This is a genomic window from Paraburkholderia sp. BL21I4N1 (genome assembly GCF_002973525.1).
Taxonomy (GTDB): Bacteria; Pseudomonadota; Gammaproteobacteria; order Burkholderiales; family Burkholderiaceae; genus Paraburkholderia.
This window is the reverse complement of the sequence record NZ_PVEN01000007.1, coordinates 26,605-52,189: the sequence shown is the minus strand read 5'-3', so window position 1 is coordinate 52,189 and position 25,585 is coordinate 26,605. Positions and strand designations below refer to the sequence as shown.

The window sequence follows — 25,585 nt, the reverse complement described above, 5'->3', positions numbered from 1 at the left end:
AGAAGCAGCTCCGTTTCTAGTTGAACGCGGTAGCGGCGAAAATCCGTCGCTTTGATTGTCAGGGAGTTTGACGACTCTGAACGGAGCACTGATGGACTGCCCGCTGTTGGCTCAACGACAGCATGCGTTATACAAATGAAGGGTTGCGGCTCGCCCGTGAGGTATGCTTTCCGGTTTCCCCACCTTCTCTCTCCCCGCTCTCCGATGGCCGATTTCCCTTTCGACGCTGTACTCTTCGACTGCGACGGCGTGCTCGTCGACTCCGAACCGATTACCAACCGCGTGCTGTGCGAAATGCTCGGCGAACTGGGCTGGCATCTGAGCGTGGCGGAAACCATGCGCATTTTCGTCGGCAAGGCCGTTCGGGACGAAGCGGCGCTGATCGAAGCGCGTACCGGCGTCGCGATTACCACCGAGTGGCTGATGCAGTTTCGCGCGCGCCGCAATGCGGCACTCGAACGCGAGCTGGTGGCGATTCCCGGCTCGGCGTCGGCGGTGCGTGCGCTGTATGCGACGTTGAACGGCCGCATCGCGGTGGCATCCGGCGCGAATCGTATCAAGGTGGAGTTGCAGCTCGTCAAGGCGGGCATTCTCGACTGCTTCGACGGACGCGTTTTCAGCGGCCACGAAACGCCGCGCAACAAGCCGTTTCCCGATGTTTACCTGGCCGCGTCCGCCGGTTTGGGCGTGGACCCGAAGCGTTGCGCCGTGGTGGAAGATACGGTGACGGGCGCAACCGCGGGCGTCGCGGCCGGCGCCACCGTGTTCGGCTATTGCCCGCAGGAACTCGGCCATAGCAGCGTTACCGCGCTGCATGGTGTCGGTGCGGCGCACGTGTTTCGCGACATGGCCGAATTGCCGGCGCTGCTCGCGGGATGGCGCGGGCGTAGCGGGCTTTAAAGCCGCTTTTAAAGCGAGCTTTAAAAGCGGCCTCTACTCAAACGCCGGATCGATCGGCACGCGGTACCCCACCGCCAGCCGGTTGGTCTCATTCGCCATGCCGACCACAGCCAGCAGTTCGCCGAACATCTCATCGGTCATGCCGGCGCGACGGGCGGCGGCCGTATGGCTCGCCACGCAGTAGCCGCAGTTATTCGTCACGCTTACCGCGACGTACAGCAATTCCTTGATGAGCGGTTCGAGCGCACCCGGCGCCATCACGTCTTTCAGACTGTCCCACGTGCGCGCGAGCGTGGGCGGATGGTGGGCGATGAACTTCCAGAAATTGTTGACGTCCTCGACCTGACGGGTCTGCTTGATGTCGTCGTACACGGCTTTGACTTCGGGCGATGCCGCGGCGTAATCGACCGCTTTAAGCTGGCTCATGCGTGCTCCTTTTCTGGCTGACGGGTATCGGCGAAGCATGCGCGTGCGCGCATGCTTGAGCTCATTGTGCACAGAATTACGCTAGTACCAAACGGTGCGCTCACTGCCCGGCTTCTTCCACGGGTGCGCGTGGATCACCATGCGCCCCGCCAGATCGCTCAGATGCACCGCTTCGCCGCCCGTCGAACGCAACCGCGTGAGCCCTCAGTCGAGCGGACGCAGCACCTGTCCGTTCGCGCTGTCTTCGACCTGCCAGCCCTCGGCTCGCAACTGCTCGCGCAAACGATCCGCCTCGCTCCACTCTTTCGCGGCCCGCGCTTCGTCGCGTTGCATGGCGAGCAACGTGATGCTTGCGGGAATCGTCGCCACGTCCTCGCGCCAGTCAGCAAGGCGCAGCCCGAGCACGCTATCGAAGCAATCCACCGTAGCCCGCCGCGTGGACGTCGGCAGATCGCTTCGCACCACCTCCCACAACACGGCGAGCGCGCGCGGTAGGTTCAGGTCCTGATCGACCTCCGCATTGAAACGCGCGACGGCCCCGGCATCCGGCGCTCCACCCTCCGGCCATTGCCGATACGCTCTACGCAAGCGGTCCAATGCGGCTTGCGCGGCATCCAGCGCCTCCATGTTGAAACGCAAGCTACTGCGGTAGTGCGCACTCAGGCACAGGTAACGATAAGCCAGTGGATCGACGCCACGGTCGATCAACGTCTGCAAGCGCACGAAGTCGCCACCCGACTTCGCCATCTTGCCCGCGTCGAGCATCAGGAAATGCCCGTGCAGCCAGAAGTTGGCGAGCCGCGTGCCGTGGCGCGCCTGGGTCTGCGCGATCTCGTTGCTGTGATGCACGGCGATGTGATCTTCGCCGCCGCAATGAATATCGAACCACGGCCCGAGATATTTCGCCGACATCGCCGAGCACTCGATGTGCCAGCCAGGAAAGCCGACGCCCCACGGGCTCGCCCACTCCATCTGCCGCGTGCTGCCGGGCGCGCTGAACTTCCACAGCGCGAAGTCCGTCGCGCGTTGCTTGTCGCCGACGGCCACCCGTTTGCCGGCTTGCAGACCCGTTACGGCGAGACGCGCGAGATAGCCGTAATCGTCCTGCTTCGCCGTGTCGAAGTAGATGCCGTCCGCCGTGCGGTACGTGTAGCCGTTACGCTCCAGGTCGGCAATGAAGTCGATCTGCTCGGCGATGTGATCGGTCGCGCGGCACCAGAGCGTCGGCTCAAGCAGGTTCAACGCGCGCCAGTCGCGCTGGAACGCCGCGGTATAGCGTTCCGCGATGGCCCACGCCGATTCGCCGGTGCGACGGCTGCCCTTCTCCATCTTGTCTTCGCCGTCGTCCGCGTCGGAGACCAGATGCCCGACGTCGGTGATATTCACCACGTGCCGCACGGTGTAACCGTTCAGTGCCAACGCACGGCGCAACACGTCCTCGAACACGTAGGTCCGCAGATTGCCGATATGCGCGTGGTCATACACGGTCGGGCCGCAGCAATAAAGCCCGACGTGATCCGGCCGAAGCGGCGTGAACGGGCGCAACGTGCGCGACCAGGTGTCGTAGAGAGCGAGCGGCATGGTGTTTTCCTTCAACGCTGAGCGATTGCAGCAGCGAAATCAGCGGACCAGACAACAAAAAGGCCACCGGTCGTGTGACGGGTGGCCTCGGGGATACGGACGTGTGCAAATCGACGCGCTAGACGCAAGCTCCCCTCGGCAGGCCGTGACAGCATGCGTGCAAAGCAGACGGAAGGGAAACGATAGAAGCAGTCATGGCATCGATGCTAACGCGTTGTACCCGGACGGGTCAATCCACTTGTGGCGTGTCGGGTCTCAGGCCTTCGGCACGCGACCGTAGGTGTCTTCGAAACGAACGATATCGTCCTCGCCGAGATACGCACCCGACTGCACCTCGATCAACTCGAGCGGAATCTTGCCGGGGTTCAGCAAACGGTGTGTGACGCCGAGCGGAATATACGTCGACTGATTTTCGGTCAGGACGATTTCCTTGTCGCCGTTCGTCACGAGCGCGGTGCCCTTCACGACGATCCAATGTTCCGCGCGATGATGATGCATCTGCAGACTCAGTTGCGCGCCCGGGCTCACCACAATGCGCTTGACCTGGAAGCGGTCGCCGCTGTCGATGCCTTCGTACGAGCCCCACGGCCGCACCACACGGCGGTGCGTGACGGACTCGTGGCGGCCCATCGCGTTCAACTGCGCGACGATCTTCTTCACGTCTTGCGCCTGATCGCGATGCGCGACCAGCACCGCGTCTGCGGTCTCGACGATCACCACGTTGTCCAGCCCGATCGCCGCGACGAGGCGGTGTTCGGCGCGAATGTACGAGTTGCTCACCGCATCGGTCAGCACGTCGCCGAACAACGCATTGCCTTGCGCATCGCGCTCGGCGATATCGGCCAGCGCCGTCCACGAGCCGATGTCGTTCCAGCCGAGATCCGCCACCGTCACGACAGCGGCGCGTTTCGTTTTCTCCATCACCGCGTTGTCGACCGAGATGTTCGGGCTGGCGGAGAACGCCGGTTCGTCCAGCCGCACGAAGTCGTTGTCATGCTGCGCGGCCTTCAGCGCAAGCTCGGCCTGCAATGCGATTTCCGGCTCGAAGCGGCGCAGTTCTTCCATGTAGGTGGAAGCCTTCAGCATGAACATGCCGCTGTTCCAGTAGTACCCGCCCTGCGCGATGAAACGCTGGGCCGTTTCGGCATCCGGCTTTTCGACGAACGAGTCGACCGCGAAAGCCTGCGAGCCGTCGACGAGACTCGCGCCCGCGCGAATGTAGCCGTAGCCGGTATGCGGTTCGGTCGGCGTAATGCCGAAGGTGACCAGGAAGCCGTCCTTGGCGATCTGCGCCGCGTCCGAAGCGGCCTTGACGAACGCGGCTTCGCCGGCGATCACGTGATCGGACGGCAGCACGAGCAGCAGCGACTCCGGCGAATCGCGCAGCGCCAGCAAGGCCGCGATGGCGATGGCCGGCGCCGTGTTGCGGCTGGCCGGTTCGAGCACGATCGCCGAGGCCGCCACGTCCACCTGGCGCAGTTGTTCGGCCACGAGGAAACGCTGCTCGTTGTTCGTGACGACGATCGGCGCGGCGATGTCCGCCACGCCGCGCAAGCGCAGCACGGTCTGTTGAACCAGCGTGTTGTCGCCCGTCAGCTTCAGATATTGCTTCGGATAGCCGCCACGCGACATCGGCCACAGCCGGGTGCCGCTTCCACCGCAAAGAATCACCGGATGAATCTGCATGCTCTTGCCCTTTCCACGTATTTTTATTGAAGTGTGAATATTTCGTTCCCGCAGCACGGACGTCAGACGGACCTCTCAACCCATCATGGCGCCGACTGAACTGCGGCTGACTGATTCCTGAACCGACTCGACAGGCTGATTCGAACCGCCCGCTCAGCCCCTTCCGACAAATTGCATCCGCACCGATTCGAGCTCGCGCGGCAAACGCGGCGAAACCGGTGCCCGGCGTGGCAGCTCGACGAAACCCAGCCGCCGGTACAGCGCGTAGGCGCGCGTATTGCTGACCAGCACATCCAGCACGACCTGCCGGCCGCCGTCGCGTTCCAGCGAGCCGGCGTGCAGCGCGTCGGCGAACAGCGCGCTGAACAGGCCCGTGCCGCGCACCTGTTCGTGCGTCGCGCAATGTGCGATCAACGTCTGGGACGACTTCGGCGCGGGCAATTCGCTCTCCAGCGTGAGGCCGCACAGCAGCATGCGCACCGTGCGGCGCAAGCCGAAAAACCGCAGCAGCATCAGCGCGACATGCGGATCGTCGAGCCAGGTCCTGCGGCCGTCGTGCACGGCCAGCACCGCGACGACCCGCGCGTTGCCGTCCACGGCCACGCGATGACGCCGATATGAAAAACGGCCCTGCTTCGAGCCGAACGCGAAGCTCAGAAAATCGATGCAGATCGCGGCGGGCTCGCCCAGAAAGAAACCGAACTCACGCATGCCCGAAGCGAAGATCAACGGCGCGCAGGCGCTGGCGTCGTCGGGCCGCGCGGGACGAAAACTCAGCACGGCGGCGCGCTCGCGCGGCAGCGTATCGGAAGCGGGACGGTCGGCTTGAATGGCGTGCATGGCGAAATAGCGGAATGGCTTCTCTTTAGCGAGGCAGGCGCTTGAGCGCCGCGATGGTTCGGCTGATCTGCTCGGGCTCGTGCGTCGAGCAGATAAAAAAGCGCAGACGTGCCGCCTTTTCTTCAACGGCCGGATAGAAAATCGGCTGCACGTTGATGCCGTCCGCGAACATCGCATTGGCCCATTGCGCGGCCTTCAAGGTGCTGCCGGTAATGATCGGCACGACCGCGTAGCCCGCGCTCTTGCCGGTGTCGAGTCCGGCCGCGCGTGCTTCGTCGAGAAACTGCCGGCCGCGCGCGCGCAATTGCGCCACGCGTTCCGGTTCGGCGACGAGACGTTCCAGTGCGGCCAGCGAGGCCGCCGCGAGCGACGGCGCGAGACCCACGCTATACAGAAAGCCCGGCGCCAGATGCCGCAAGATATCGATCAATGCCTGCGAGCCGGCGATAAAACCGCCGCAACCCGCCAGCGTTTTGCTGAGCGTGCCCATCCAGATATCGACGTCGCCGCTCGCCACGCCGCACTGTTCGCGCACCCCCAGGCCGCGCTCGCCGAGCACGCCGAGCGAGTGCGCTTCGTCGACCATCAGGAACGCCGCATGACGGCGCTTGATCTCGACGAACCGCGCCAGATCGGGAATATCGCCGTCCATGCTGTACAGCCCTTCGATCGCGATCAGCACACGCCGGTAGTCGTGGCGCACGCGTGCGAGCAGCGCGTCGAGCGCCTGCCAGTCGTTGTGCGCGAAGCTCAGGCGTTTCGCGCCGCTCAACTGCGCGCCTTGCACGATGCTGTTGTGCGCGAGCGAATCGTGCACGATCAGATCGCCGGGGCCGAACAGCGAGCCGATCACCGTCACGTTGGTCGCGTGGCCGCTCACGAACACCACGCAATCGTCGACCTCATAGAAAGACGCGAGCGCCGTTTCCAGTTCGCGCTGCACCGGCCGTTCGCCCGCCACCATCCGGCTCGCCGACGCTGAGGTGCCGTAACGATCGATCGCTTCCTTGGCACGCGCCGACACCCGCGGGTCACCGGCCAGGCCCAGGTAGTTGTAGTTCGCGTAGTTCAGATACTCGGCGCCGCCGATCCGCGTGGTCGCGCCGGCAATGCCGTCATGCACGCGAAAGAACGGCGACTGCACCTGCAGTTTTTCGCCCATCTGCCGCAAGATCTCGACCTGCTGATAACCGGGCATCGTCTCGAAGCTGCACAGCGCCGCGCGCGAGGCGTCCTGCGCCGCACGCGGGCCGGCCGCGGCCAACGGCACGCCCGGCGTCCGCGCTTCGTCGGAGACGCGTTCCAGTTGCCGCATCAACGCCTTCGCGGCGAGTTGCTGGCGGATGTTGTCGCCCAATCCCATAGTGTTCCGATAACCTCATAACCCGCCAGCCTGCTGGCGATATTCAAGCCGTGAATTCGGCCCACTCCCACGCATCCGGCGTGGCGAGCAGTTCCGCAACCAGCAGGTAGTTCATCTCGTGACTCGGCCGCAGCGCGTTCACGCGACCAAGCAACGGCGCGCCCGCCATCGCCATGTCGCCGACCAGATCGAGCACGCGGTGCCGCACGAATTCGTCGGGCACGCGCATGCCGCCCACCACGCGGTTGCCGACAATCGCCGCGGTGCACGACAGACGCGCGCCGCGCAGAATCGGCATGCCGCGCAAGTAGCCGGCGAGAATCGCGGGAATCGCCCATTTGACGCGGCCATACGAACGCGACGGGGCGATCTGTTCGGCGAAACTCGCGGGCGTCAGCGCGCCGTCCCAGCGCAGTTCGCCGAAGCCCTTCAGATCGTTGCGCACCGTCATTTCATAGGCCGCCGACGGTTCGATCGAGATGCTGCGTTCGTCGCGCGTACCCGCGCCGTCCGCGATCCTCACCGGACGCAGCACGCGAATGAAGCGCTTGGCATGCGGCAAGCCAATCCGGCCGCACGCGCGGATCGCGTCGATCCACGGCTGTGCGCTGCCGTCGAGAATGGGCACTTCTTCGGCATCCAGTTCGACCGTCGCGCGATCGATCTCGCAGGTGAGCAGCGACGCGAGCAGATGCTCGACCGTGCGCACCCGCACGCCGTCGCTCGATTCGAGCATCGTGCAAAGCGGCTGGCCGCGCCGTAACGACGGACTCACCGGCAGTTCCGCGAGCGGGCGGCCTCGTTGCACGCGCCGGAACACGATGCCGCGCGGACTGTCGGCGTCGCCCGGCAGGATCCGCACGTTCACGCGGCGTCCGGTATGCAAACCGTGACCGCTCAACGTGAGTTCGCGTGCGAGTGTGCCTTCGCGATCGCTCCAGCCGGCCGGCGCGCGCATCAGACGAGCTCCGTCGTGACGTCGGAGGCCGCGGACGAGGCGGATGTCGACAACGCGCCGGCTTGCGCCGACATGGCGTCCGCGACGTCGGCCAGCGCATGCGCGCCGACATCCAGTGCATGTTGCGCGGCGACCGCCGCCACCTGCGCCGCGACGCCGCTGTCCGCCGCCTCGTCCTGCGTCTGGATCGACTCCACGATACGTTGCGCGAGCGAATGCACGGTCGCGCCTTCGGCCATCGTCATGATGGAAAGCTTCACCTGGAAGCTCTCTTCCACGGCCATGCCCAGTTCCATGCCCATCAGCGAATCCATCCCCATGTCGAGGATCGAGCGGCCGGTTTCGATTTTCTCCGGCGACATGTGCAGGATGCGTGCAATCTGCGCCTGCAAGGTTTCCTCGGCCAGATGCAGCGCCTCCGCGAACGGCAGCCCGGCGATCTGATCGCGCATCCGCGCGCCGCCCTGGCGCGCCGGTTCGTGACTGCCGCGCGCATGCAATTCGGTGTAGCGGCGCGCGCGCGCCGCCGGCATGCCGAGCGACAGCGCCTGCCAGTCGAGCCGCACCACGGCTTCGCCCGCGTTGACGTCGACCAGCGCGCGTTCGAGCGCGTGCAGCGCTTCCGTCGAGGTGATCGACAGACCGCCAATGCGCGCCTGCAACGCCTCGCGCGTCTCCGCATTGCGGGCGAGGAAGCCGACGTCGTCGAGCGGCCCCCAGGCCATGTACGTGCCCGCCAAACCGGCCGCGCGACGCTGCACGACCAGCGCCTCGAGGAAGCTGTTGGCCGCCACGTAGCTCGACTGCCCCGGATTGCCGAGGAACGTCGTCGCCGACGAATAGACCACGAAGAAATCGAGCGCCGCGTCGCGCGTGGCCTGGTGCAGATTCCAGGCACCCGCCAGCTTCGGTGCAAGCACCGCGGCGAAACGCGCGTCGTCGAGATTGCGCACGAGGCCGTCGTCGATCACCATCGCCGAATGCAGTACGCCTTTGAGCGGCGTGCCGCGCTTGCCGATGTCGGCGAGCAGCAGGCCGAGCGCGGCGGCGTCGGTGACGTCGCACGCGGCCGCATGGACCTGGGTGCCGTTTTCGTTGTGCCAGCGCGCGGCTTCCTCGGCGAACTCCGGCGTCAGCGTGCCGGAACGGCTCGCGAGCGTCAGATGACGCGCGCCACGCGACATCATCCAGCGCGCGGTGGCGAAGCCGAGACCGCCCGTGCCGCCGACGATCAGATACGCCGCCGCCGGATCGAGTCGCAGCGTCGCCGCCGCCGAGCTCGCGCGCGCCGGGTTCGGCGTGCCGGCCGGATAGGTGACGAGAATCTTGCCGATCTGCCGCGCCTGCTGCATATGCCGGAACGCTTCCTCGACCCGTTCGGCCGGAAACGCGCGATACGGCAGCGGATGCAGCACGCCATCGGCGAACAGCTGCATGACGTCGTCGAACAGACGCGCGGTGAGGCCGGGCAACGCGCTCATCAATTGATCCGCGTCGATGCCGAAATAGCTGATGTTGTTACGGAACGGACGCAGCCCGATCCGGCTGTTTTCATAGAAATCGCGCTTGCCGAGTTCGAGAAAACGGCCAAACGGACGCAGCGTATCGATGCTGCGCACCATCGCCTCACCCGCCAGCGAATTCAGCACGATGTCGATGCCGGCGCCTTGCGTGCGTTCGCGGATTTCATCGGCGAACGCGAGGCTGCGCGAATCGAATACGTGATCGGCACCGAGCAGGCGCACGAATTCGCGCTTCTCGCGGCTGCCCGCCGTCGCGAACACTTCCGCGCCGAGATGGCGCGCCAGTTGTATTGCCGCGATCCCCACGCCGCCCGCCGCGCCATGCACCAGCACGCGCTCGCCGCGACGCAGACGCGCCAGCTCGCACAGCGCGTAGTACGCGGTGAAGAAGGTGGTCGGCACCGTGGCGGCTTCTTCGAACGTGAGACGCGCGGGTTTGTGCGCGATCGCTTCGGCCTTGGTCCACACATGGCTCGCGAACGACGCGGGCGCGAAACCCAGCACCGCGTCGCCCGGCGCGAAACGCGCGACGTCGCGTCCCACGCGCGCCACGCGACCGGATAGTTCCATACCGATCGTGGCGCCCGCGAAGCCGTTTTCGACCGCTTCGTCGGACAACAGGCCCATGGCATACATCACGTCGCGGAAATTCAGGCCGGTCGCGACCGGTTCGATTTCGACTTCGTCCGGCGCGAGTTCGCGCGGCGGCAAACCGAACCATTCGAGGTTGCGCAGCGAACCCGGCGACGCGAAGCCCAGCACCGCGGCTTCGTTCCGCGCGCGCAACGGTGTGGCGTCCTTGTCGCGCAAGGCGGCGCTCGCGGCCGGCAACATACGCGGCACGTAGCGGCCATGCGGCGTCAGCAGCACTTCTTCTTCACCATCCGAGCCGAGCAGTTCACGCGCCAGCAGCGCGCCCGCGGCGCGGCACCCGGCATGAACGTCGATCAGACGCGACGAGAGTTCCGGATGCTCGTTGGCCAGCACGCGGCCCAAACCCCAGATTGCCGCCTGCTCGGGACGCAGCGTGGCGGCCTCCGCGAACGGCGCCGCAAGCGGTGCGCCGCCGCGCGTGACGATCCACAGTTGCGGCTGCGTGATGCCGGCGACCGTCGTGAGATCGCGTACCAGTTGGGCGAGCGCGAGCGTGGTGTGTTGCTGCGCGAGCATCACGTCGGCGCCGTCCGCGTTGGCGGGCAGACTGTGATCGGGTGCTATGAACACCACGTGATGAACGTGCCCGGCGGGTGCGGCCAGTTTGCTCATGTCGCGACGCAACGTAAGCAGCGTCGTCGTCGACGTAGAGTGGCCAGCAACTTGCAGTGCTGTGGCCAGCGTGTCGTTGTCAGTGTGTTCTGCTGCGTACAGCAAGGACCAATGCGGGGGCTGAGTCCGCACCGCCTGGTTTTCCACATCGCCGGCATCGGCGGCGCGCGACGCGGCCCGCGGTTCGCGCGCCACGATCAGCGTCGGTGCGCCTTCCAGATCAATATCCTGTTCGGCATGTCGCGTGACCTGTTCGAAGCCGGCCGCTTCGAGCTGCTTCGTCAGCGCTTGCGGCGACAACCATGCCGCACGGCGCGCGTTCGCGTGCGCGGCCTCTGCGTCGAGATCGAACACGATGTCGGCGAAGCGGCTGTTGCGCGGCTCGGTGACGACCACCAGCGCACCCGGCGCCAGCCAGCCGCGCAGCGCGGCGAGCAACGCGCGCGGCTCGGTCTGCGCCGCCAGCACATGGCTCGCGACGACCAGGTCGTAGCGCTCGCCCGCCTCGATGCCAGACAGACGCGGCGTCTCGCCGAACTCGATGGTGGCGATATGCACCGACGGATGCGCGCTCGCGTCGAAGCCGCTCAATTGTTCATGCGTGCCCGCGATCGTGTAATCGCAGCGCGACGCCGGCACGTGAATCGCCAGCGGCTGCAGCACGTCGCTCGACGGCGCATCCAGTTCGAGCACACGCAAACGGCGCGGCTCGCTCCAGCCTTCGATCGCGCGATGCAGACACTCGCCTGCCAATGCGTTGACGTGGGTCCACGTCGGCGAGGCTTCGAAGAAATGCTCGACCAGACTGCTGCGCGACGGCGGCAGAATCCGCGCGCCACTGACGTCGCCCCGCAACACGGCCGGCAGCGCCGCGCCGCAATGCGCGAGCAGCGTCAATTCGGCCACGTGCGCGGGCGATTGCGCGAGCAGCTCGCGCCACAGTTCGTCGATGCCCGGCAGGTTCGCGCAGGCCGCGTCGTCGCGCACGAGACGGGCGCCATCGCGCGTCGCGAGACCGTCTTCCACGGCGATCTGCGCGAGGCGTGCGAGCAAGGTGGGATGCGCGCAATCCGGCAGCGCCGCGTGCTCGAACACCTTCAGCGCATCGAGCGCCTGCAGCGCGTACGCGCCGGCCAGTACGTCGAGCAACGGCAGCATTTCGGTCAGATGCGCATGGCGGCGCGCCTGATCTTCGCGGGCGGCCAGCGCGGCGGCGGCATCGACGAGCAGCGCGGCCGGTTCAGGCAGCGTGTGCGCGTCGGCATCGGCGGCGAGCGGTTTGGCTTCGACAATATAGGTATAGCGTGCGGGCGCCTGCTGACGGCGGCCCTTCAGATCGACGCGACGGAACCGGCAGCCTCCCAGCCGCGCGACGATCGCGCCTTGCGCATCGGCGAATTCGAACGACGCCACCACGGAATGCGGGCTGCGCCGCTCGATCCGCGCGAGCACATAGCGGAACGCGTCGCCGCGCAGATAATCGATGCGGCCGAGTTGCACCGGCACATACGCCGCATGGTCGAGACCGCTCCGATCCCCCGCCGCGAGCAACGCGAACAGCGGATGAAAACCGCTATCCATCAAAGCCGGATGCAGCGCATAAGCGTCGAGATCGGCCGGCGATTGCGCGAGCACGGCGGGCACGCCCAGTTCCGCGAGCGCGATGTCGGCATCGGCATCGACATGCACCGAGCGGACCCACTGGAACGCCGGGCCGTATGTCAGGCCGATCGCCGTGGTGTTGTCGTACAGCGTAGCGCCGGACATGGCCGGCTGGGCGAACAGACCGGTCAGCATGGCGAGCGGCAAGCGGCTCGCCGCGGCGGCGTCGCTCAGCGCGCAACCGCTCGCGAGCAGACGACCGGTGACATTGAGCGACCACGCTTCGTCGGACATGCGGTCGCGCGTTTCGATCGTGAAGCTCGCCGTGCGAACGTCGACGGTGAAACGGAACAGCTTGGAATGCTGCGGCTGGAACACCACCGGCAGACGGATCTCGAGGTTCTCCACCGCGCAGCTCGCGGTGCCGAAATGCACGCGCGCGGCGGCCAGCGCCATCTCGACGTAGCCCGCTCCCGGGAACGCCACACCGCCGTCGACCACATGATCGGCGAGCATCGGCAAACCGGCTGGATCGAGCTGGTTTTCCCAGGCGAGCGCATGTTCATGCAGACGGTAGCCGAGCAGCGGATGTTCGCGGCGCCGGTTGACCAGGTTGTAGGCTTCGGCGGTCGGGCCGAGCCAGTAGCGTTCGTGCTGCCATGGATACGACGGTAGCGTCACGCGCGTGGCGGCCGGCGCGAAGCGTTGCGCGTCGACCCGCGCGCCGTTCGCGATCGCCGCATGGATCGCCTGCTGCAGCATCCGCGCGCTGTCGTGGTGGCGCTTGAGCGTGGCCAGCGAGCGGCCGCTGACACGGACGTCGTCGAGCGTTTGCGTCACATAGGTGCGCAGGATCGAATGCGGGCCGACCTCGAGGAACAGGCGCACGCCCGTTTGCGCGACCTGTGCAATGGCGTCGCCGAAACGCACCGGCTCGCGGATATTGCGCCACCAGTAATGCGCATCGAGCTCCGTGCCGGCGAGTTCGGTGCCCGTCACGGTCGAAACGAAACGGCGCGTCGCCGCGCCCGGCTTCAGATCGGCGAGACCTTGCAGTACGCCCGCCTCGATCGGATTCATCTGGCGGCTATGGAACGCGTAGTCGAGATCCAGCATCTGGAAAAAGCGGCCGCTTTCCTTCACCGCCGCTTCGACCTGTTGCAATGCGTCGAACGGACCGGCCAGCGTCACCGCTTGCGGGCTGTTGACGCCCGCCACTTCCACATCGGCGGCGACGCCGAGTTGCGCGAGCAGCGCGCGGATTGCCGTTTCGCCGAGACCGGCGGCGGCCATGCGACCCGCGCCGCGCGTGGCGGCTTGAGCGCGACTGCGGATCTTGATTACGTGGACGGCCTGCGCCAGCGTCAGCGCGCCCGAGGCCCATGCGGCGGCGACTTCGCCGACGCTGTGGCCGAGGCACACGTCGAAGCCGACGCCGCGCGCTTCGATCACGCGCACCACGCCGACCTGCAGCGCGAACAGCAACGGCTGCGCGTGTTCGGTGGCTTCCAGCAGCGTGGCGCTCACGCCTTCGCGCAATGCCGCGACCAGCGACGGGCTGCCGTCGGCGCGCCACAATGCATCGAGCTCGTCGAGCGCGGCGCTGAATACGGGCTCCTGTTCGAGCAACTGCTTGCCCATGCCGGCCCACTGCGAACCGTTGCCGGAGAACACGAGTGCGAGACGTGTGTCGTCGCCCGGTGTGTCGCCTTGTACGAGCGCGGTCGTGATGGGATCCGGCGTCGGCGCGATCAGTGCGCCGAGCGCCGCGCGTGCTTCGTCCGCTGTTGCCGGCGCGATAACCGCGCGATACTTCAGCCACTGCCGACGATGCGCCGCGTTCGACGCGAGCGCGTTCCACGACGTGCCGTTTTCGAGCGCGGCCAGATAGCGCTCACCCAGTGCCGGCAAGGCAGCGGCCGAACGCGTCGACAGGATCAGCGGCAACGGCGCGATGTCGTTGTCTTTATGGTGGCCACCCGCCGCTTGCATCGTGGCAACAGCAGCCGGCGCTTCTTTCAGCACCACGTGCGCGTTCGTCCCGCCAAAGCCGAACGAGTTGACGCCGATCACGAGCGGCTGCCCATCGCCGCCGAGCGGCGTCAGACGATCCACCACCCGCAGACGACCGCCGACAAAATCGATCGCCGGATTGGGTGTTTCGAAATGCAGCGTCTTCGGCACCGCGCGATGTTTCAGGCACAGGATCGCCTTCATCAGACCGGCCATGCCCGACGCGGTTTCCAGGTGGCCCACGTTGGTCTTCACCGAACCGATCAACAGCGGACGGTCGAGCTCACGCCCCGCCGACGCCACTTCCATCAGCGCGCGCGCTTCGATCGGATCGCCGACCGCCGTGCCCGTGCCGTGTGCCTCGACGTACGCGAGCGAGCGCGGATCGACGCCCGCGCGGTCGTACACCGTGCGCAGCAGCGCGGCCTGGGTCGCCGCACCCGGCACGCTGATGCCGCCTTGCGAGTAGCCGTCCGAGTTGACGCCCGAACCGGCGATCACCGCGTGAATCGTGTCGCCGTCGGCCAGCGCGCGGTCGAGCGTTTTGAGCATCACCAGCGCGCCGCCTTCCGAGCGCACGTAGCCGTCGCCGGTCGCGTCGAACGCGCGGCAACGACCGCGCGGCGACAGCATCGAGGCCTTCGAGAACGTCACGAAACCGAACGGATGCAGCAGCAGATTCACACCGCCGGCGAGCGCCATCTCGGCGTCGCCCGACTGCAACGCCTGACACGCCTGGTGCAAGGCCACCAGCGACGACGAGCATGCCGTATCCACGGACACGCTCGGCCCGCGCAGATCGAACAGATACGACAGACGGTTCGACGCAATGCTGAGCGTGTTGCCGGTCGCCGAATACGGATCGACCGCGTTCAGGTCGTCGACGAAACGATTGCCGTAGTCCGGACTCGCCACGCCGATGTACACCGCGCAGTTCTTCCCTTCCATGTCGCGCGGACGCACGCCCGCGTCCTCGAAGGTTTCCCACGCGAGTTCGAGCAGCAGCCGCTGCTGCGGATCCATCTGCTGCGCTTCGCGCGGAGAGATGCCGAAGAACGCGGCGTCGAAACCGGCGACGTCGTCGAGCACGCCGGCCGAGAACGTATAGCTCTTGCCCGCTTCACGCTTCGCCGGATGCTGATAAAACTCCGTGCCGAAGCGGTCGGCCGGCACTTCGGTGACCGCGTCTTTTTCGTCGCGCAGCAGCGCCCAGAAGTCGTCAGGGCTCTCTACATGGCCGGGGAAACGGCAAGCCATCCCCACAATTGCAATCTGTTTCGTCATTGTTCAGTTGTTGGGTACAGCGTGCGCGCCGGCTTGCCACGAGGCCTGACCGGTTCGAGCGATCGAACGAGGGCGGGCCCGAGCTGCTCGGCGCACAAATCTTTCCGGATAGCGGGCGCGTCGCCGTAATTGCGCCAGATGAAGTAATCGCTGCGGGACGGTTCGTACCCGAGATCGACGAACACGTGCGGCAACGCCGGCACGTGATCGCCGTAAAAACACAGCACCGTCTCGCGCCGCCGCGCGCGTAATGCGGCGAGCAGGTGGCCGAGCATTGCGTCGGCGTTGCCGAGGTGGCGCAGATAAGCCGTCAGATCGCGCCAGCGCGGATCGTCGCCCAAGGCGTGGAAGACCGCGCCCTCGCCGGCTTCGACCCGCTCCAGATGCAGCGGGCCGTGGTTCTCCATCGTCATCGAAAAGATGAAGGCGGGCTGGTTGCGCGGCTCGTCGAGCGCGGCGACGATCGATTCAGCGACCGCCATGTCCGACACATAGGGACCCGAACGCGGCGCGTCGGCGAACGCCTTGATGTCGATAAAACGGTCGATCTGCAAATGTTTGAAAGCCCGCTCGCGGCCGAAGAAATCCGCGTAGTACGGGTGAATCGCCAGCGTTTTATAACCGCCGCGCTTGAACCACGAAGCCAGCGACGCACAGGCGCGGCGCACGAATGCGTACGGATAGAAACGCGCGTAGCCCAGTTGCTGCTGATCGACGCCGGTCAGCACCGCGAACTCCGTGCGCATGGTATTGGCGCCCCACGCGGGCACCGTCAGATCGCCATGCTGGACCGACTCGCGACGCGCGCGGTCGAAGTGCTTCAGGATCGCGCGATCGATCGACGGCGCCAGACGGCGCGCGTCGAAGAACGACTCGCTCTGAATCAGGATCACGTCGGGTGCCGATTGCGGCGCGCCGCTCGCGAACGTACCCGCGGCCAACGCGTCCTGCAAGCGACGCGCGGTGGCAGGCTGCATGCCGTTCAGCAGATACGAGACGAACACCGCGAAGAAACCGTGGCGCTTCTGGTCGTCGACCGGGTTCAGCGTGAGCGGCAAGCGCGCGGCGCACGGATAGGCCACGGCGAGGCTCGCACAGGCCAGCAACGCGAGCGCGCCGACCGGCCGTTGTGTGAGCGGCGTCTCCGCGACGAAGCCCACGATCACCACCGCAACGCCGATCACGATCGCCGCCACCGTGGCCACGCTGAGAAACGGCAGATAGAGCCTGGGATGCGCGAACAACTGGCTGAACAGACTCAGATCCGTAAAAACGAACGGCTCCTGCAGCGACGCGTATTTCGCATTGCTCACACCGGCCAGCAACGCCACCAGCGCAATCGCGACGAACGCCGAGAAATGCACGCGGCCGGTGACCAGCAGCACGAACGAATAAATCGACGCAATAGCAACGAAATGCAACGCGAACGACACGGGCGAACGACGCAACGACGCGCGCGGCAACGCGATCGCTTCGGGCAGAAGCGCGAGCGCGGCGGCAGCGATGAGGTTGAGCGCGAGCGTTGCTTGCAATCAGCGCTCCTCGCGTGGCAGGTACGACAGACCGCCGAGAATCGCGTCGGCCACGACTGCGGGCAGCAACGGCAGAAGACGCATGCCGAACGCCAGCAGACCCGGGAATGCTATTTCGGCGCGGCCGCGTTGCAATTTGCGCTGAATGTGCTTCGCGGCTTTCTCCGCCGACCAGAGGAACGGTTTGTCGCCGGGGAAGACGTCGCTCATCGCGGTCTTCACGAAGCCCGGCAAGACGATCGACATACGCACGCCGTCGCGCGCGAGGATCGGACGGACGGAGTCGCCATACGCTTTGATTGCCGATTTGCTGGCGCAATAAGCGGGGGAAATCGCCATGCCGCGCAGCGCGGCGATCGAACTGATGAGCGCGACCTGGCCGCTTTTGCGCGGACGCATGCGGGCAATAACCGGCAGCGCCGCGTGGATCGCGCCGTAAAAATTGGTGTCGACGATCGCCGCCGTGCGCGCCAGCCCTTCCCAGTCCTGCGCGGATGCGAGCGTGCTGGCCGCGCCGGCGTTGGCGATCAGCAGATCGATCGGATGACGGTCGTCGAACTGGTCGAGCCAGGTTTGCATCGCCGCGCCATCGCGCACATCGAGCCGACCGGCGTCGACTTGCGCGCCCTGCGCGCGGCATGTTCGCGCTACCGCGTCGAGACGTTCCGCGTCGCGGCCGATCAGACCGAGCACCACACCGGGCTCCGCATACGCGTGCGCAAGCGCGCGGCCGAGCCCCGCGCTCGCGCCGGTAATGACAATGTGGCGTGGCGCGGTGTTACGCATGCGAGGCCGCCTCGAGTCGCCGCACCGCACCGGCCGTCGCCATCGCGATGCCGCTGCGCGTGTAGAAGTCGCCGTTGATCTGGGTGTGGTGCACCACGTAGTCAAGAAATGCCTGGTACAGGTGCATGTCGGGCGCTTCGGCGTGCCGCCAGAAGTCGCCCAGCGAGCCCTGCCACGTGAGACCCGGCATGCCGTAGATGGCGGTGCCCAACGCGATCAGCGGCCGACGGTGATGCAGCGCCGACAAACCGACCGTGCTGTTCACCACGACGGCGCCGCGTGCGTGATCGAGCAGCGTCGGCAGATGGCCGGCATCGATGAAACGCAGACGCTCGGCCATGCCCAGTTCACGCGCGAGTTGCTCGGCATGACGACGATAGTCGATCAGGCCGGTGTCGAGCGGATGGTTCTTGATGATGAGCCAACTGTCGGCCGGCGCGTGACGCGCGAACGAAGTCAGTACTTTGACGATCGCCTCGCGCACGCTGTCGAACGGCGAATGGACGACTATCTGCGCGTCCGAATTCAATTGCAGCGGGAAGATGTAGTACGCGTGGCCGGCTTCCAGCAACTCGCGTGTGACCTTGTCGGAATCACGATGATGCTGGCGTTGCCGCAATGCGCGAACGGCCAGTCCGGAGTACTCGAAGAACCCGTTTCTCGGACGATGGCTGCGGTAATGCGGAAAGCGCGTAGCGAATAGCGTATTCGCGCCGCGGTAGCGGATGTCGTGGAATGCGCGTTCGTAGAGGTTATAGCCGGTCGGCTGGCCGGGCGGACCGGGCGGCGTGACTCGGCGCTGATCAAGATACCAGGCGGGGTCGCGCGGCAATGGCGAACGGCCGTTGACGCCATGCTTTTCCAGCGTCAGCCAATGCGGGCGGACATAACCTTCTTCGAAAACGTGGACGCGCAACCCGTTGGCTTGTGCAATGGGATGCATTTGACGGTGAATGTCGCGGCAGTCACCGAACATTAAAACGTCGGTAACGCTGTTGCGTTTCACTTGATTGGCATACCAGTCGCCTAACTCGCTGAGCTGGCCGCTGAAATTTTGAGCATCGCCATTTCCGGCGTACACCAGATCGCCGCCGCAAAAATTAACTCTTCGGACCGCATGGCCGCGCTCGCGCAATGCAATCGCAAGTCGGCTAAAGAACGGAGAAGCCGTGCCTTGCAGGGCGAGAAAGGAACGGTGCATGTCAGTACGTCGAAAAGCGGCCCGAGCGCGAGAGCAAAAGAACGTCATACCGACGCGACTTTCCCCTGAAAACCTCGGAATCGTTTGAATAGTGGCTTGCCGGTCTTAAGCAAGCTTCGGAGAATACATCATTACGGCATAAAACATAAGGAAGGGTAAGAAAAATCAGGAAATTTGTTGGAAGGATAAGAAGGCGGGATAGCGCGAGGCATAGCGCATGGCTATAATCGGCCGCCCTTGCTCTGTCGAGAAGGCATACGTTATTGATGTTTCGTGTAATGCTTTGCGCGCATGTCGCGCGTTTGCAAGCACGAAAAAACATCGCGTAAGGATTCGCATTGGCTCGTGCAAAACGTTTGCGCTCGTATGGAGTTGCAGATCTTTTGCGGGCGCTCCCGCCCTTCTCTTTGCCACACTTTTCAGGCGGCAAGGGGATTGGAAGAACTATTCAGTTTGGATAAGACGTTGGAAACAGTATCTAGCAACAACGGGGCGCTGCCGCCTTCGGGGAAAAAGAAAGGGCTGGTCGAACGTATCAAGGGCGTCAATCGCATTTTTGCGCTGACGGTCGTCGTACCGACCACGATTGCCATTGTGTATTTCGGGCTGATTGCTTCGGACATTTATGTCTCGGAGTCGCGGTTTGTGGTGCGCAGTGCGCAACGGCAGAATCAGACGAGTGTGGTGGGGGCGCTGCTGCAAGGTACAGGGTTTTCGCGTGCGCAGGACGATACCTATCCCGTGATTGACTATATTCAATCGCGAGACGCGCTTAAAGAACTCAATCAGGGCGACTATATTGCCGACGCATACGGCAATCACGGCGACGTGCTGAGCCATTTTTCGCGCAAGCTGGACGACAGCTTCGAAGCGCTGTGGAAGTACTACGGCAAGCACATCGTTTCGGTGGATTTCGATTCGACGTCAGCTATTACTACGCTTCAGATTCGCGGCTACACGGCGGAGGACGCAGCGAAGATCAACGAGACACTGCTGGAAATGAGCGAACACCTCGTCAATCGAATGAACAGTCGAGCCGCTGCGGACACCGTCCAGTTCGCTCAGAGCCAGGTCGACATCGCCGCCGGCAAAGCGAAAGACGCTGCGGCGGCGCTCGCCACCTACCGTGACTCTTACACGGTATTCGATCCGGACAAACAATCCGCATTGCAACTTCAGCAGGTGACCGCGCTGCAAACGCAATTGTTCGCCGCGCAAACTCAACTCATCCAACTGCAGTCCATTGCGCCTCAGAATCCGCAAATTCCAGTCCTCAAGACAAGTATCGCCACGCTCGAAAAGCAGGTGCAAGGAGCAACCGGAGGGGTGACCGGCGGAAAGAATTCCCTTTCGAATAAGGCTGCGGCGTATGCGCGCTTGCAACTCGACTCGCAATTTGCCGACAAGCAGTTAGCCTCGGCCATGTCCGCGCTAGAAAACGCGCGCGCCGAAGCGCAACGCAAGCAACTGTACCTGGAACGACTGGTAGAGCCGAACACGCCCGACGTAGCAATCGAACCGAAACGGTTGAAGTCGATTTTTGAAGTCTTTGCGCTGGGCATGCTCCTTTGGGGCGTCCTGAGTCTGCTGCTCGCAGGCGTTCGCGAACACCACGACTGACGACCCGGGGGCATCATGCAACACAATACCCCGCTCTTCAGGTCGATGAGAATCCAATTGCGAGTGGTTGGCGCGCTGCTGATGCGCGAGATCCTGACCCGGTACGGACGACACAACATCGGATTTCTCTGGGTCTTCTTTGAGCCCATGGTGTTCACACTCGGGATTACGGCACTCTGGACCGCGTCCAAATCGGTGCACGGATCGAATCTTCCCATCACGGCGTTTGCCGTGACCGGGTATTCGTCGGTTCTCGTATGGCGCAATTGCGCGAACCGGTGTTCGCTGGCGATCATGCCGAACCAGAGCTTGCTATATCACCGCAATGTTCGCGTCATCGATCTTTTTCTGTCACGCATCATTCTCGAAGTGACCGGCGCGTCGCTGTCTTTTTTGTTTCTGACTGTATTCTTTGTCACGCTCGGCATGATGGCGCCGCCGGCGAATATCTCGCTGATGATCTTCGGGTGGCTTTTTCTGTGCATTTTCGGAACCGGCATCGGACTCACCATTGGCGCACTCAGCGAGCGTAGCGAAGTAGTCGAGCGGGTTTGGCACACCATCGCTTATCTGATGTTTCCGCTATCCGGTGCCGTCTTCATGGTGAACTGGCTTCCGGAAAGCGTGCAAAAGCTGGCGCTGCTGCTGCCCATGGTGCACGGCGTCGAAATGCTGCGCAGCGGATACTTTGGTTCGCTCGTGAAACCGCACTACAACATTGAATACATGATCTTTACCGATCTCACGCTTCTGTTCTGTGGACTGTTTCTGGTCGCCGACGCCAGCAAACGTGTGGAGCCGGAATGATCGAACTGCAAAAGCTTTGCAAGGACTACCACACGCGGCAAGGACGCAAGCGCGTGCTCGCCGACGTCAATTTGCGCGTGGCAAAAGGGGAAAACGTCGGCATTCTCGGCCGCAACGGCGCGGGCAAATCGACCCTCATCCGCATGATTAGCGGCGCGGAACTCCCGACCTCCGGGCGGATTCTGCGCAACATGAGCGTGTCCTGGCCGCTCGCATTCGGTGGCGCGTTTCAGGGCAGCCTGACCGGGATGGACAATCTGCGCTTCATCTGCAGAGTGTACGGGGCCGACGCTAAAGCCGCCGAGCCGTTCGTACAGGAGTTCTCCGAGCTTGGGTACTACTTACGTGAGCCTGTCAAAACCTACTCGGCAGGCATGCGTGCACGACTGGCATTCGCGATCTCCATGGCTATCGAATTCGACTGCTTTCTGATCGACGAAATCATTGCGGTGGGTGACAGCCGATTCCACGCGAAGTGCCATCAGGAACTCTTCGAAAAACGCACCGACCGCTCGCTGATCATTGTCAGTCATGACGCGGGTTACATACGCGAGCACTGCGATAGTGCTGCTGTGCTGGTGCGCGGCAAACTTCACACGTTCGACAATATCGAAGAAGCCTACACTTTCTATCAGGAAAATGCGGGCTAGCGATGGGGTTGAACAACGCGTCGGCCGCACGAGGGGCGCAGCTTGAGCAACCGTCTTAAAGCGCTGCTCCTTCGTCTCGTGGTTGCGCGAGGTCCAGCGTGGCTCGCCGCGCGTGCTCGAAAGGCTGTACACGCAGCGGCCGGTACTCGCGTTACCGCCCAACCAAGGCGGCAATTACTCGTCGACGTTTCGATCATTGCAGCGCACGACGCGGGCACCGGCATTCAACGTGTAGTTCGCTCCCTGCTTACCCAACTTATTGCTTCGCCTCCGGACGGGTTCGAGGTCCGCCCCGTTCGGGCGACCCGCAAGCGCGCTTATGAGTATGCGGACAGCTATCCCGGCCCACTAACAGACGCGGAGCCTTCTGCCTCGACTGCACCCATTCGCGTCACGAATGGGGACATCTTTCTCGGACTGGACTTATCCGGACGCGCGCTTCCCTACCGCCAGTTCGATCTGCTCGAATGGCGCGCCCGAGGCGTCCGCCAGTGTTTCATCGTGTATGACCTGCTGCCTTTGACCAACGCACAGTGGTTCACGCCGGTCGCGCGGAAATCGTTCCGGCGCTGGTTGAATACGTTGACGATTCACGCGGATGCGGTTTTTTGCATTTCCCGCACCGTCGCAAAGGAAACTCAAACATGGCTGGATAACAGACTCGGCCCTGCAACGAACAACCTCGACGTGCGCTGGTTTCATCTCGGCGCGGATTTGAGCGCTCACATGACGCATTCGTCGATCGACGCTTCAGCGACGCCTTCCACGCATCGACGCCCGCTGACCGGTCAAACGATCATGATGGTCGGCACGCTCGAACCGCGCAAAGGCCACGCGCTGGTGCTGGATGCGTTCGAAACTCTCTGGGCGAACAACGCCAACGCTACGCTTGTCATTGCCGGAAAAACCGGCTGGCATGTCGAAAAACTGGTGAGCCGACTGCGGACACACCCACAGTGGGGCAAGCGGCTGATCTGGCTTGACAATGCGACTGACGAACAGCTGTCTGAAATGTACTCGTCGTTCGACGGTCTGATCTTTGCGTCGGAAGCCGAAGGTTTCGGCCTACCGCTAATTGAAGCCGCGCACTTTGGATTGCCGATCCTTGCGCGTGACATCCCGGTGTTCCGGGAAGTCGCTAACGAACACGCGACGTATTTCAACGCAGCATCTGGAGCGGAACTCGCGCCGCAAATCAATCAATGGCTCGACCTTCTGGCACTTCATAAAGCGCCATCGAGCCAAGCCATGCAATGCCTGAGTTGGGCGGAAAGCGCGACGCAATTGAAGCATCTGCTCGCCGACCTGGCGTAGTTCGCCTTCAGGCAAAAAGGCGGCAGAGTTCAAGGGTCTGACTCGCGCAGGCCGCCCAGTTTCTCTGCCCTGCGACGCGCAGACCTCGCTCCACCGCAGCCGCGCGCCACGCATCGTCCAGCAGCACATGTTCGATACCGTCCAGCAGCGCATCAGCATCATCCGGCTGGACCAGCCATGCGGCGCCGCCGGCCACCTCCGGCAATGACGAACAATTGGAGGTCAAGGTCGGTACACCGCTCGCCAACGCTTCGAGAACAGGCAATCCGAAACCCTCATACGCCGAGGGAAAGAAAAATGCCCGCGCGCCCGCGTACAACTCAGGCAACTCGGCCTCGGGCACAAAGCCCAGATAGCGGAGCCATCCTTCCTCCTCACCGCGTTTCAATTCAATTTGAAGATCCTCGCTGAGCCACCCGCTGCTGCCTGCGAGCACAAGCGGAAATCTCTGCCGCCAGGCAATCGGCAAGCGGCCATAAGCACGGACAAGTTGATCGACCCTTTTGCGCGGCTCCAGAGTGGACACACAAAGCGAATAATTACCAAAAACGAGACCTCGATTTCGCAAGAATTCAGCCAGCTCATATTCCAGTCGCGGTCTAAACGCTTCGCTCACGCCCAACGGAATGGCCGTAATCCTGTCCAACGGCCAGCCGAAAAAATCAGCCACCTCAAGCCTGATCGCTTCTGAGTCGGTGATGATGTGAGCAGCACGCGCCAATGTCGAAGCGAACCCGGCCTCGAAATGCCGCCGGCGCTGAAGCGGATGGGTTTCCGGATACTTGAAAACCGACAGATCGTGTACGGTAACGATCCCCGAATCCACGCAATCAGGCAGGAAGTAATTGGGCGCGTGAAAGACAGCGCCTCGCATCTGCTTCCCGAGTGCCCAGGCGCGCCAACTTTTCGGTATTTGCCGCCGCAGATACCCGCGCTTTCTGCCCGGCATGGGTGATCGAAGCAATTCCTCGGGATCGGTAATCCATTCATTGGGTCGAAAAAACCGCACGGAGTCGACATTCCACCTTTGCGCCGAGTAATGGCGCGCCAGTTCCCACGTGTAACGCCCAATACCTGTGAGCGGCGGCACCAAGGCATCCACCGAAAAGATTAACTTCACCTATTGCGCTCCGGCATTACCCATCTCTTCTTCCCCACGTCGATCCGTACGGTCTGTCATTGCCTAGAACGAGAATCCGCTTTTGTTGCGACGGATATCCGCTTCCACCATCATCTGGCAAAGCTCCTCCAGGTTTGTCCGGGGCTCCCAACCGAGTTCGGCACGCGCCTTTGCGGGGTCGCCGATCAGCAACTCGACCTCGGCCGGCCGATAAAATTTCGGATTGATTTTAACGATCGGCTTGCCTGACGTGACGAGATAGCCCACTTCGTTCTCGTCTTTACCTTCCCAACGAATATCCAGACCAGCGGCCTTACCGGCCATCGAAACGAAATCGCGCACGGTTTCCGTGCGATTCGTGGCCAACACGTAAGTGTCGGGCTTGTCCGCTTGCAGCATGCGCCACATACCTTCGACGTATTCCTTGGCGAAGCCCCAGTCGCGTTTCGCATCGAGATTACCGAGTTCGAGCGCGTCCAGCTTGCCCAGACTGATTTTGGCGATGCTATCGGTAATTTTCCGGGTCACGAACTCGCGGCCGCGCAGCGGAGATTCGTGATTGAAGAGAATCCCGCTGCAACCGAAGATGTTGTAACTTTCGCGGTAATTGATCGTCATCCAGTGCGCGTACAGTTTGGCAACACCGTAGGGACTACGCGGATAAAACGGTGTGCTTTCCACTTGCGGAATAGCCTGCACCTTACCGAACATCTCCGACGTGCTTGCCTGATAGAAGCGGATCGCCGGATTGACGATCCGGATGGCCTCGAGAAGATTGACGGGGCCAACGCCGGTGATCTCGGCGGTCGTGATCGGCTGGTCGAAAGACACGCCAACGAAGCTTTGGGCCGCGAGGTTGTACACCTCCGTGGCACCGGTTTGCTGAAGCAAGCGGATACTCGACGAGAGATCCGTTAGATCGTACTCGATCAGGTGGAGATTCGGATGCGCCGATACGCCCACCTCTTCAATTCTCCAGAAATTGACCGAACTGGTACGGCGATAGGTGCCGTATACGACGTAACCCTTGTTCAACAAAAGCTCTGCGAGATACGCGCCGTCTTGTCCCGTGATGCCTGTAACAATCGCAATACTCTTACTCATGGCTCTCTT

Annotated in this window: 18 protein-coding genes; 6 read left to right on the top strand and 12 right to left on the bottom strand. The window is 63.6% G+C overall.

The features are described from left to right. Positions 1-204: 204 nt before the first annotated feature. A complete protein-coding gene (locus tag B0G83_RS19190; protein WP_105508988.1) occupies positions 205-900 on the top strand; it encodes an HAD family phosphatase in 696 nt (231 codons plus the stop codon). 33 nt (positions 901-933) lie between these two features. On the opposite strand, the gene B0G83_RS19185 is transcribed toward B0G83_RS19190, so the two are convergent. The 10 genes from B0G83_RS19185 to B0G83_RS19140 all read right to left on the bottom strand — a co-directional run bounded on the left by B0G83_RS19185 (position 934) and on the right by B0G83_RS19140 (position 18,901). Beyond that, entirely contained in the window at positions 934-1,326 is a 393-nt protein-coding gene (locus B0G83_RS19185; protein WP_105508987.1) for a carboxymuconolactone decarboxylase family protein, read from the bottom strand. Positions 1,327-1,530: 204 nt separating this feature from the next. Continuing rightward, positions 1,531-2,907 (bottom strand): cysteine--tRNA ligase, encoded by a 1,377-nt coding sequence (gene cysS, locus B0G83_RS19180; protein ID WP_105509232.1) that lies wholly within the window; start codon positions 2,905-2,907, stop codon positions 1,531-1,533. Positions 2,908-3,162: 255 nt separating this feature from the next. Beyond that, a complete protein-coding gene (locus B0G83_RS19175) occupies positions 3,163-4,593 on the bottom strand; it encodes a mannose-1-phosphate guanylyltransferase/mannose-6-phosphate isomerase (protein ID WP_105508986.1) in 1,431 nt (476 codons plus the stop codon). A 153-nt stretch (positions 4,594-4,746) separates the two neighbouring features. Beyond that, positions 4,747-5,433: an N-acetyltransferase gene (locus B0G83_RS19170; RefSeq protein ID WP_105508985.1), complete on the bottom strand. Its 687-nt coding sequence runs from the start codon at positions 5,431-5,433 to the stop codon at positions 4,747-4,749. A gap of 25 nt (positions 5,434-5,458) precedes the next feature. Next, positions 5,459-6,796, bottom strand: a complete 1,338-nt coding sequence (locus B0G83_RS19165) for an aminotransferase class I/II-fold pyridoxal phosphate-dependent enzyme (RefSeq protein ID WP_105508984.1) — start codon at positions 6,794-6,796, stop codon at positions 5,459-5,461. A 43-nt stretch (positions 6,797-6,839) separates the two neighbouring features. Further along, the gene (locus B0G83_RS19160) at positions 6,840-7,754 is read right to left on the bottom strand and encodes a UDP-3-O-acyl N-acetylglycosamine deacetylase (protein WP_105508983.1); all 915 of its coding nucleotides are present in this window, start codon (positions 7,752-7,754) and stop codon (positions 6,840-6,842) included. Further along, a complete protein-coding gene (locus B0G83_RS19155; protein ID WP_105508982.1) occupies positions 7,754-15,442 on the bottom strand; it encodes a type I polyketide synthase in 7,689 nt (2,562 codons plus the stop codon). Before B0G83_RS19155 ends, B0G83_RS19160 begins: the two co-directional genes overlap by 1 nt. After that, complete coding sequence (locus tag B0G83_RS19150; protein ID WP_105508981.1) at positions 15,439-16,974, bottom strand: LTA synthase family protein; 1,536 nt, start codon at positions 16,972-16,974, stop codon at positions 15,439-15,441. Before B0G83_RS19150 ends, B0G83_RS19155 begins: the two co-directional genes overlap by 4 nt. Beyond that, entirely contained in the window at positions 16,975-17,760 is a 786-nt protein-coding gene (locus tag B0G83_RS19145) for an SDR family oxidoreductase (RefSeq protein WP_105508980.1), read from the bottom strand. Next, the gene (locus B0G83_RS19140; RefSeq protein ID WP_258168013.1) at positions 17,753-18,901 is read right to left on the bottom strand and encodes a capsule biosynthesis protein; all 1,149 of its coding nucleotides are present in this window, start codon (positions 18,899-18,901) and stop codon (positions 17,753-17,755) included. The genes B0G83_RS19145 and B0G83_RS19140 overlap by 8 nt, the downstream gene beginning before the upstream one ends. On the opposite strand from B0G83_RS19140, the gene B0G83_RS39175 reads away from it, so the two are divergent. The 5 genes from B0G83_RS39175 to B0G83_RS19120 all read left to right on the top strand — a co-directional run bounded on the left by B0G83_RS39175 (position 18,815) and on the right by B0G83_RS19120 (position 23,352). Next, positions 18,815-19,030: a hypothetical protein gene (locus B0G83_RS39175; RefSeq protein ID WP_258168019.1), complete on the top strand. Its 216-nt coding sequence runs from the start codon at positions 18,815-18,817 to the stop codon at positions 19,028-19,030. The two genes, B0G83_RS19140 and B0G83_RS39175, sit on opposite strands and share 87 nt — an antisense overlap. A gap of 396 nt (positions 19,031-19,426) precedes the next feature. Next, a complete protein-coding gene (locus B0G83_RS19135) occupies positions 19,427-20,581 on the top strand; it encodes a hypothetical protein (RefSeq protein ID WP_105509231.1) in 1,155 nt (384 codons plus the stop codon). 15 nt (positions 20,582-20,596) lie between these two features. After that, the gene (locus B0G83_RS19130; protein ID WP_105508978.1) at positions 20,597-21,388 is read left to right on the top strand and encodes an ABC transporter permease; all 792 of its coding nucleotides are present in this window, start codon (positions 20,597-20,599) and stop codon (positions 21,386-21,388) included. Further along, a complete protein-coding gene (locus tag B0G83_RS19125; RefSeq protein ID WP_105508977.1) occupies positions 21,385-22,038 on the top strand; it encodes an ABC transporter ATP-binding protein in 654 nt (217 codons plus the stop codon). Before B0G83_RS19130 ends, B0G83_RS19125 begins: the two co-directional genes overlap by 4 nt. A 42-nt stretch (positions 22,039-22,080) precedes the next feature. Beyond that, positions 22,081-23,352, top strand: coding sequence for a glycosyltransferase family 1 protein (locus B0G83_RS19120; RefSeq protein WP_258167969.1), 1,272 nt, complete (start codon positions 22,081-22,083; stop codon positions 23,350-23,352). A 7-nt stretch (positions 23,353-23,359) separates the two neighbouring features. On the opposite strand, the gene B0G83_RS19115 is transcribed toward B0G83_RS19120, so the two are convergent. Beyond that, a complete protein-coding gene (locus tag B0G83_RS19115) occupies positions 23,360-24,472 on the bottom strand; it encodes a glycosyltransferase family 1 protein (RefSeq protein WP_105508976.1) in 1,113 nt (370 codons plus the stop codon). A 63-nt stretch (positions 24,473-24,535) separates the two neighbouring features. Further along, positions 24,536-25,576, bottom strand: coding sequence for a GDP-mannose 4,6-dehydratase (gmd, locus tag B0G83_RS19110; protein ID WP_105508975.1), 1,041 nt, complete (start codon positions 25,574-25,576; stop codon positions 24,536-24,538). Positions 25,577-25,585 lie beyond the last annotated feature (9 nt).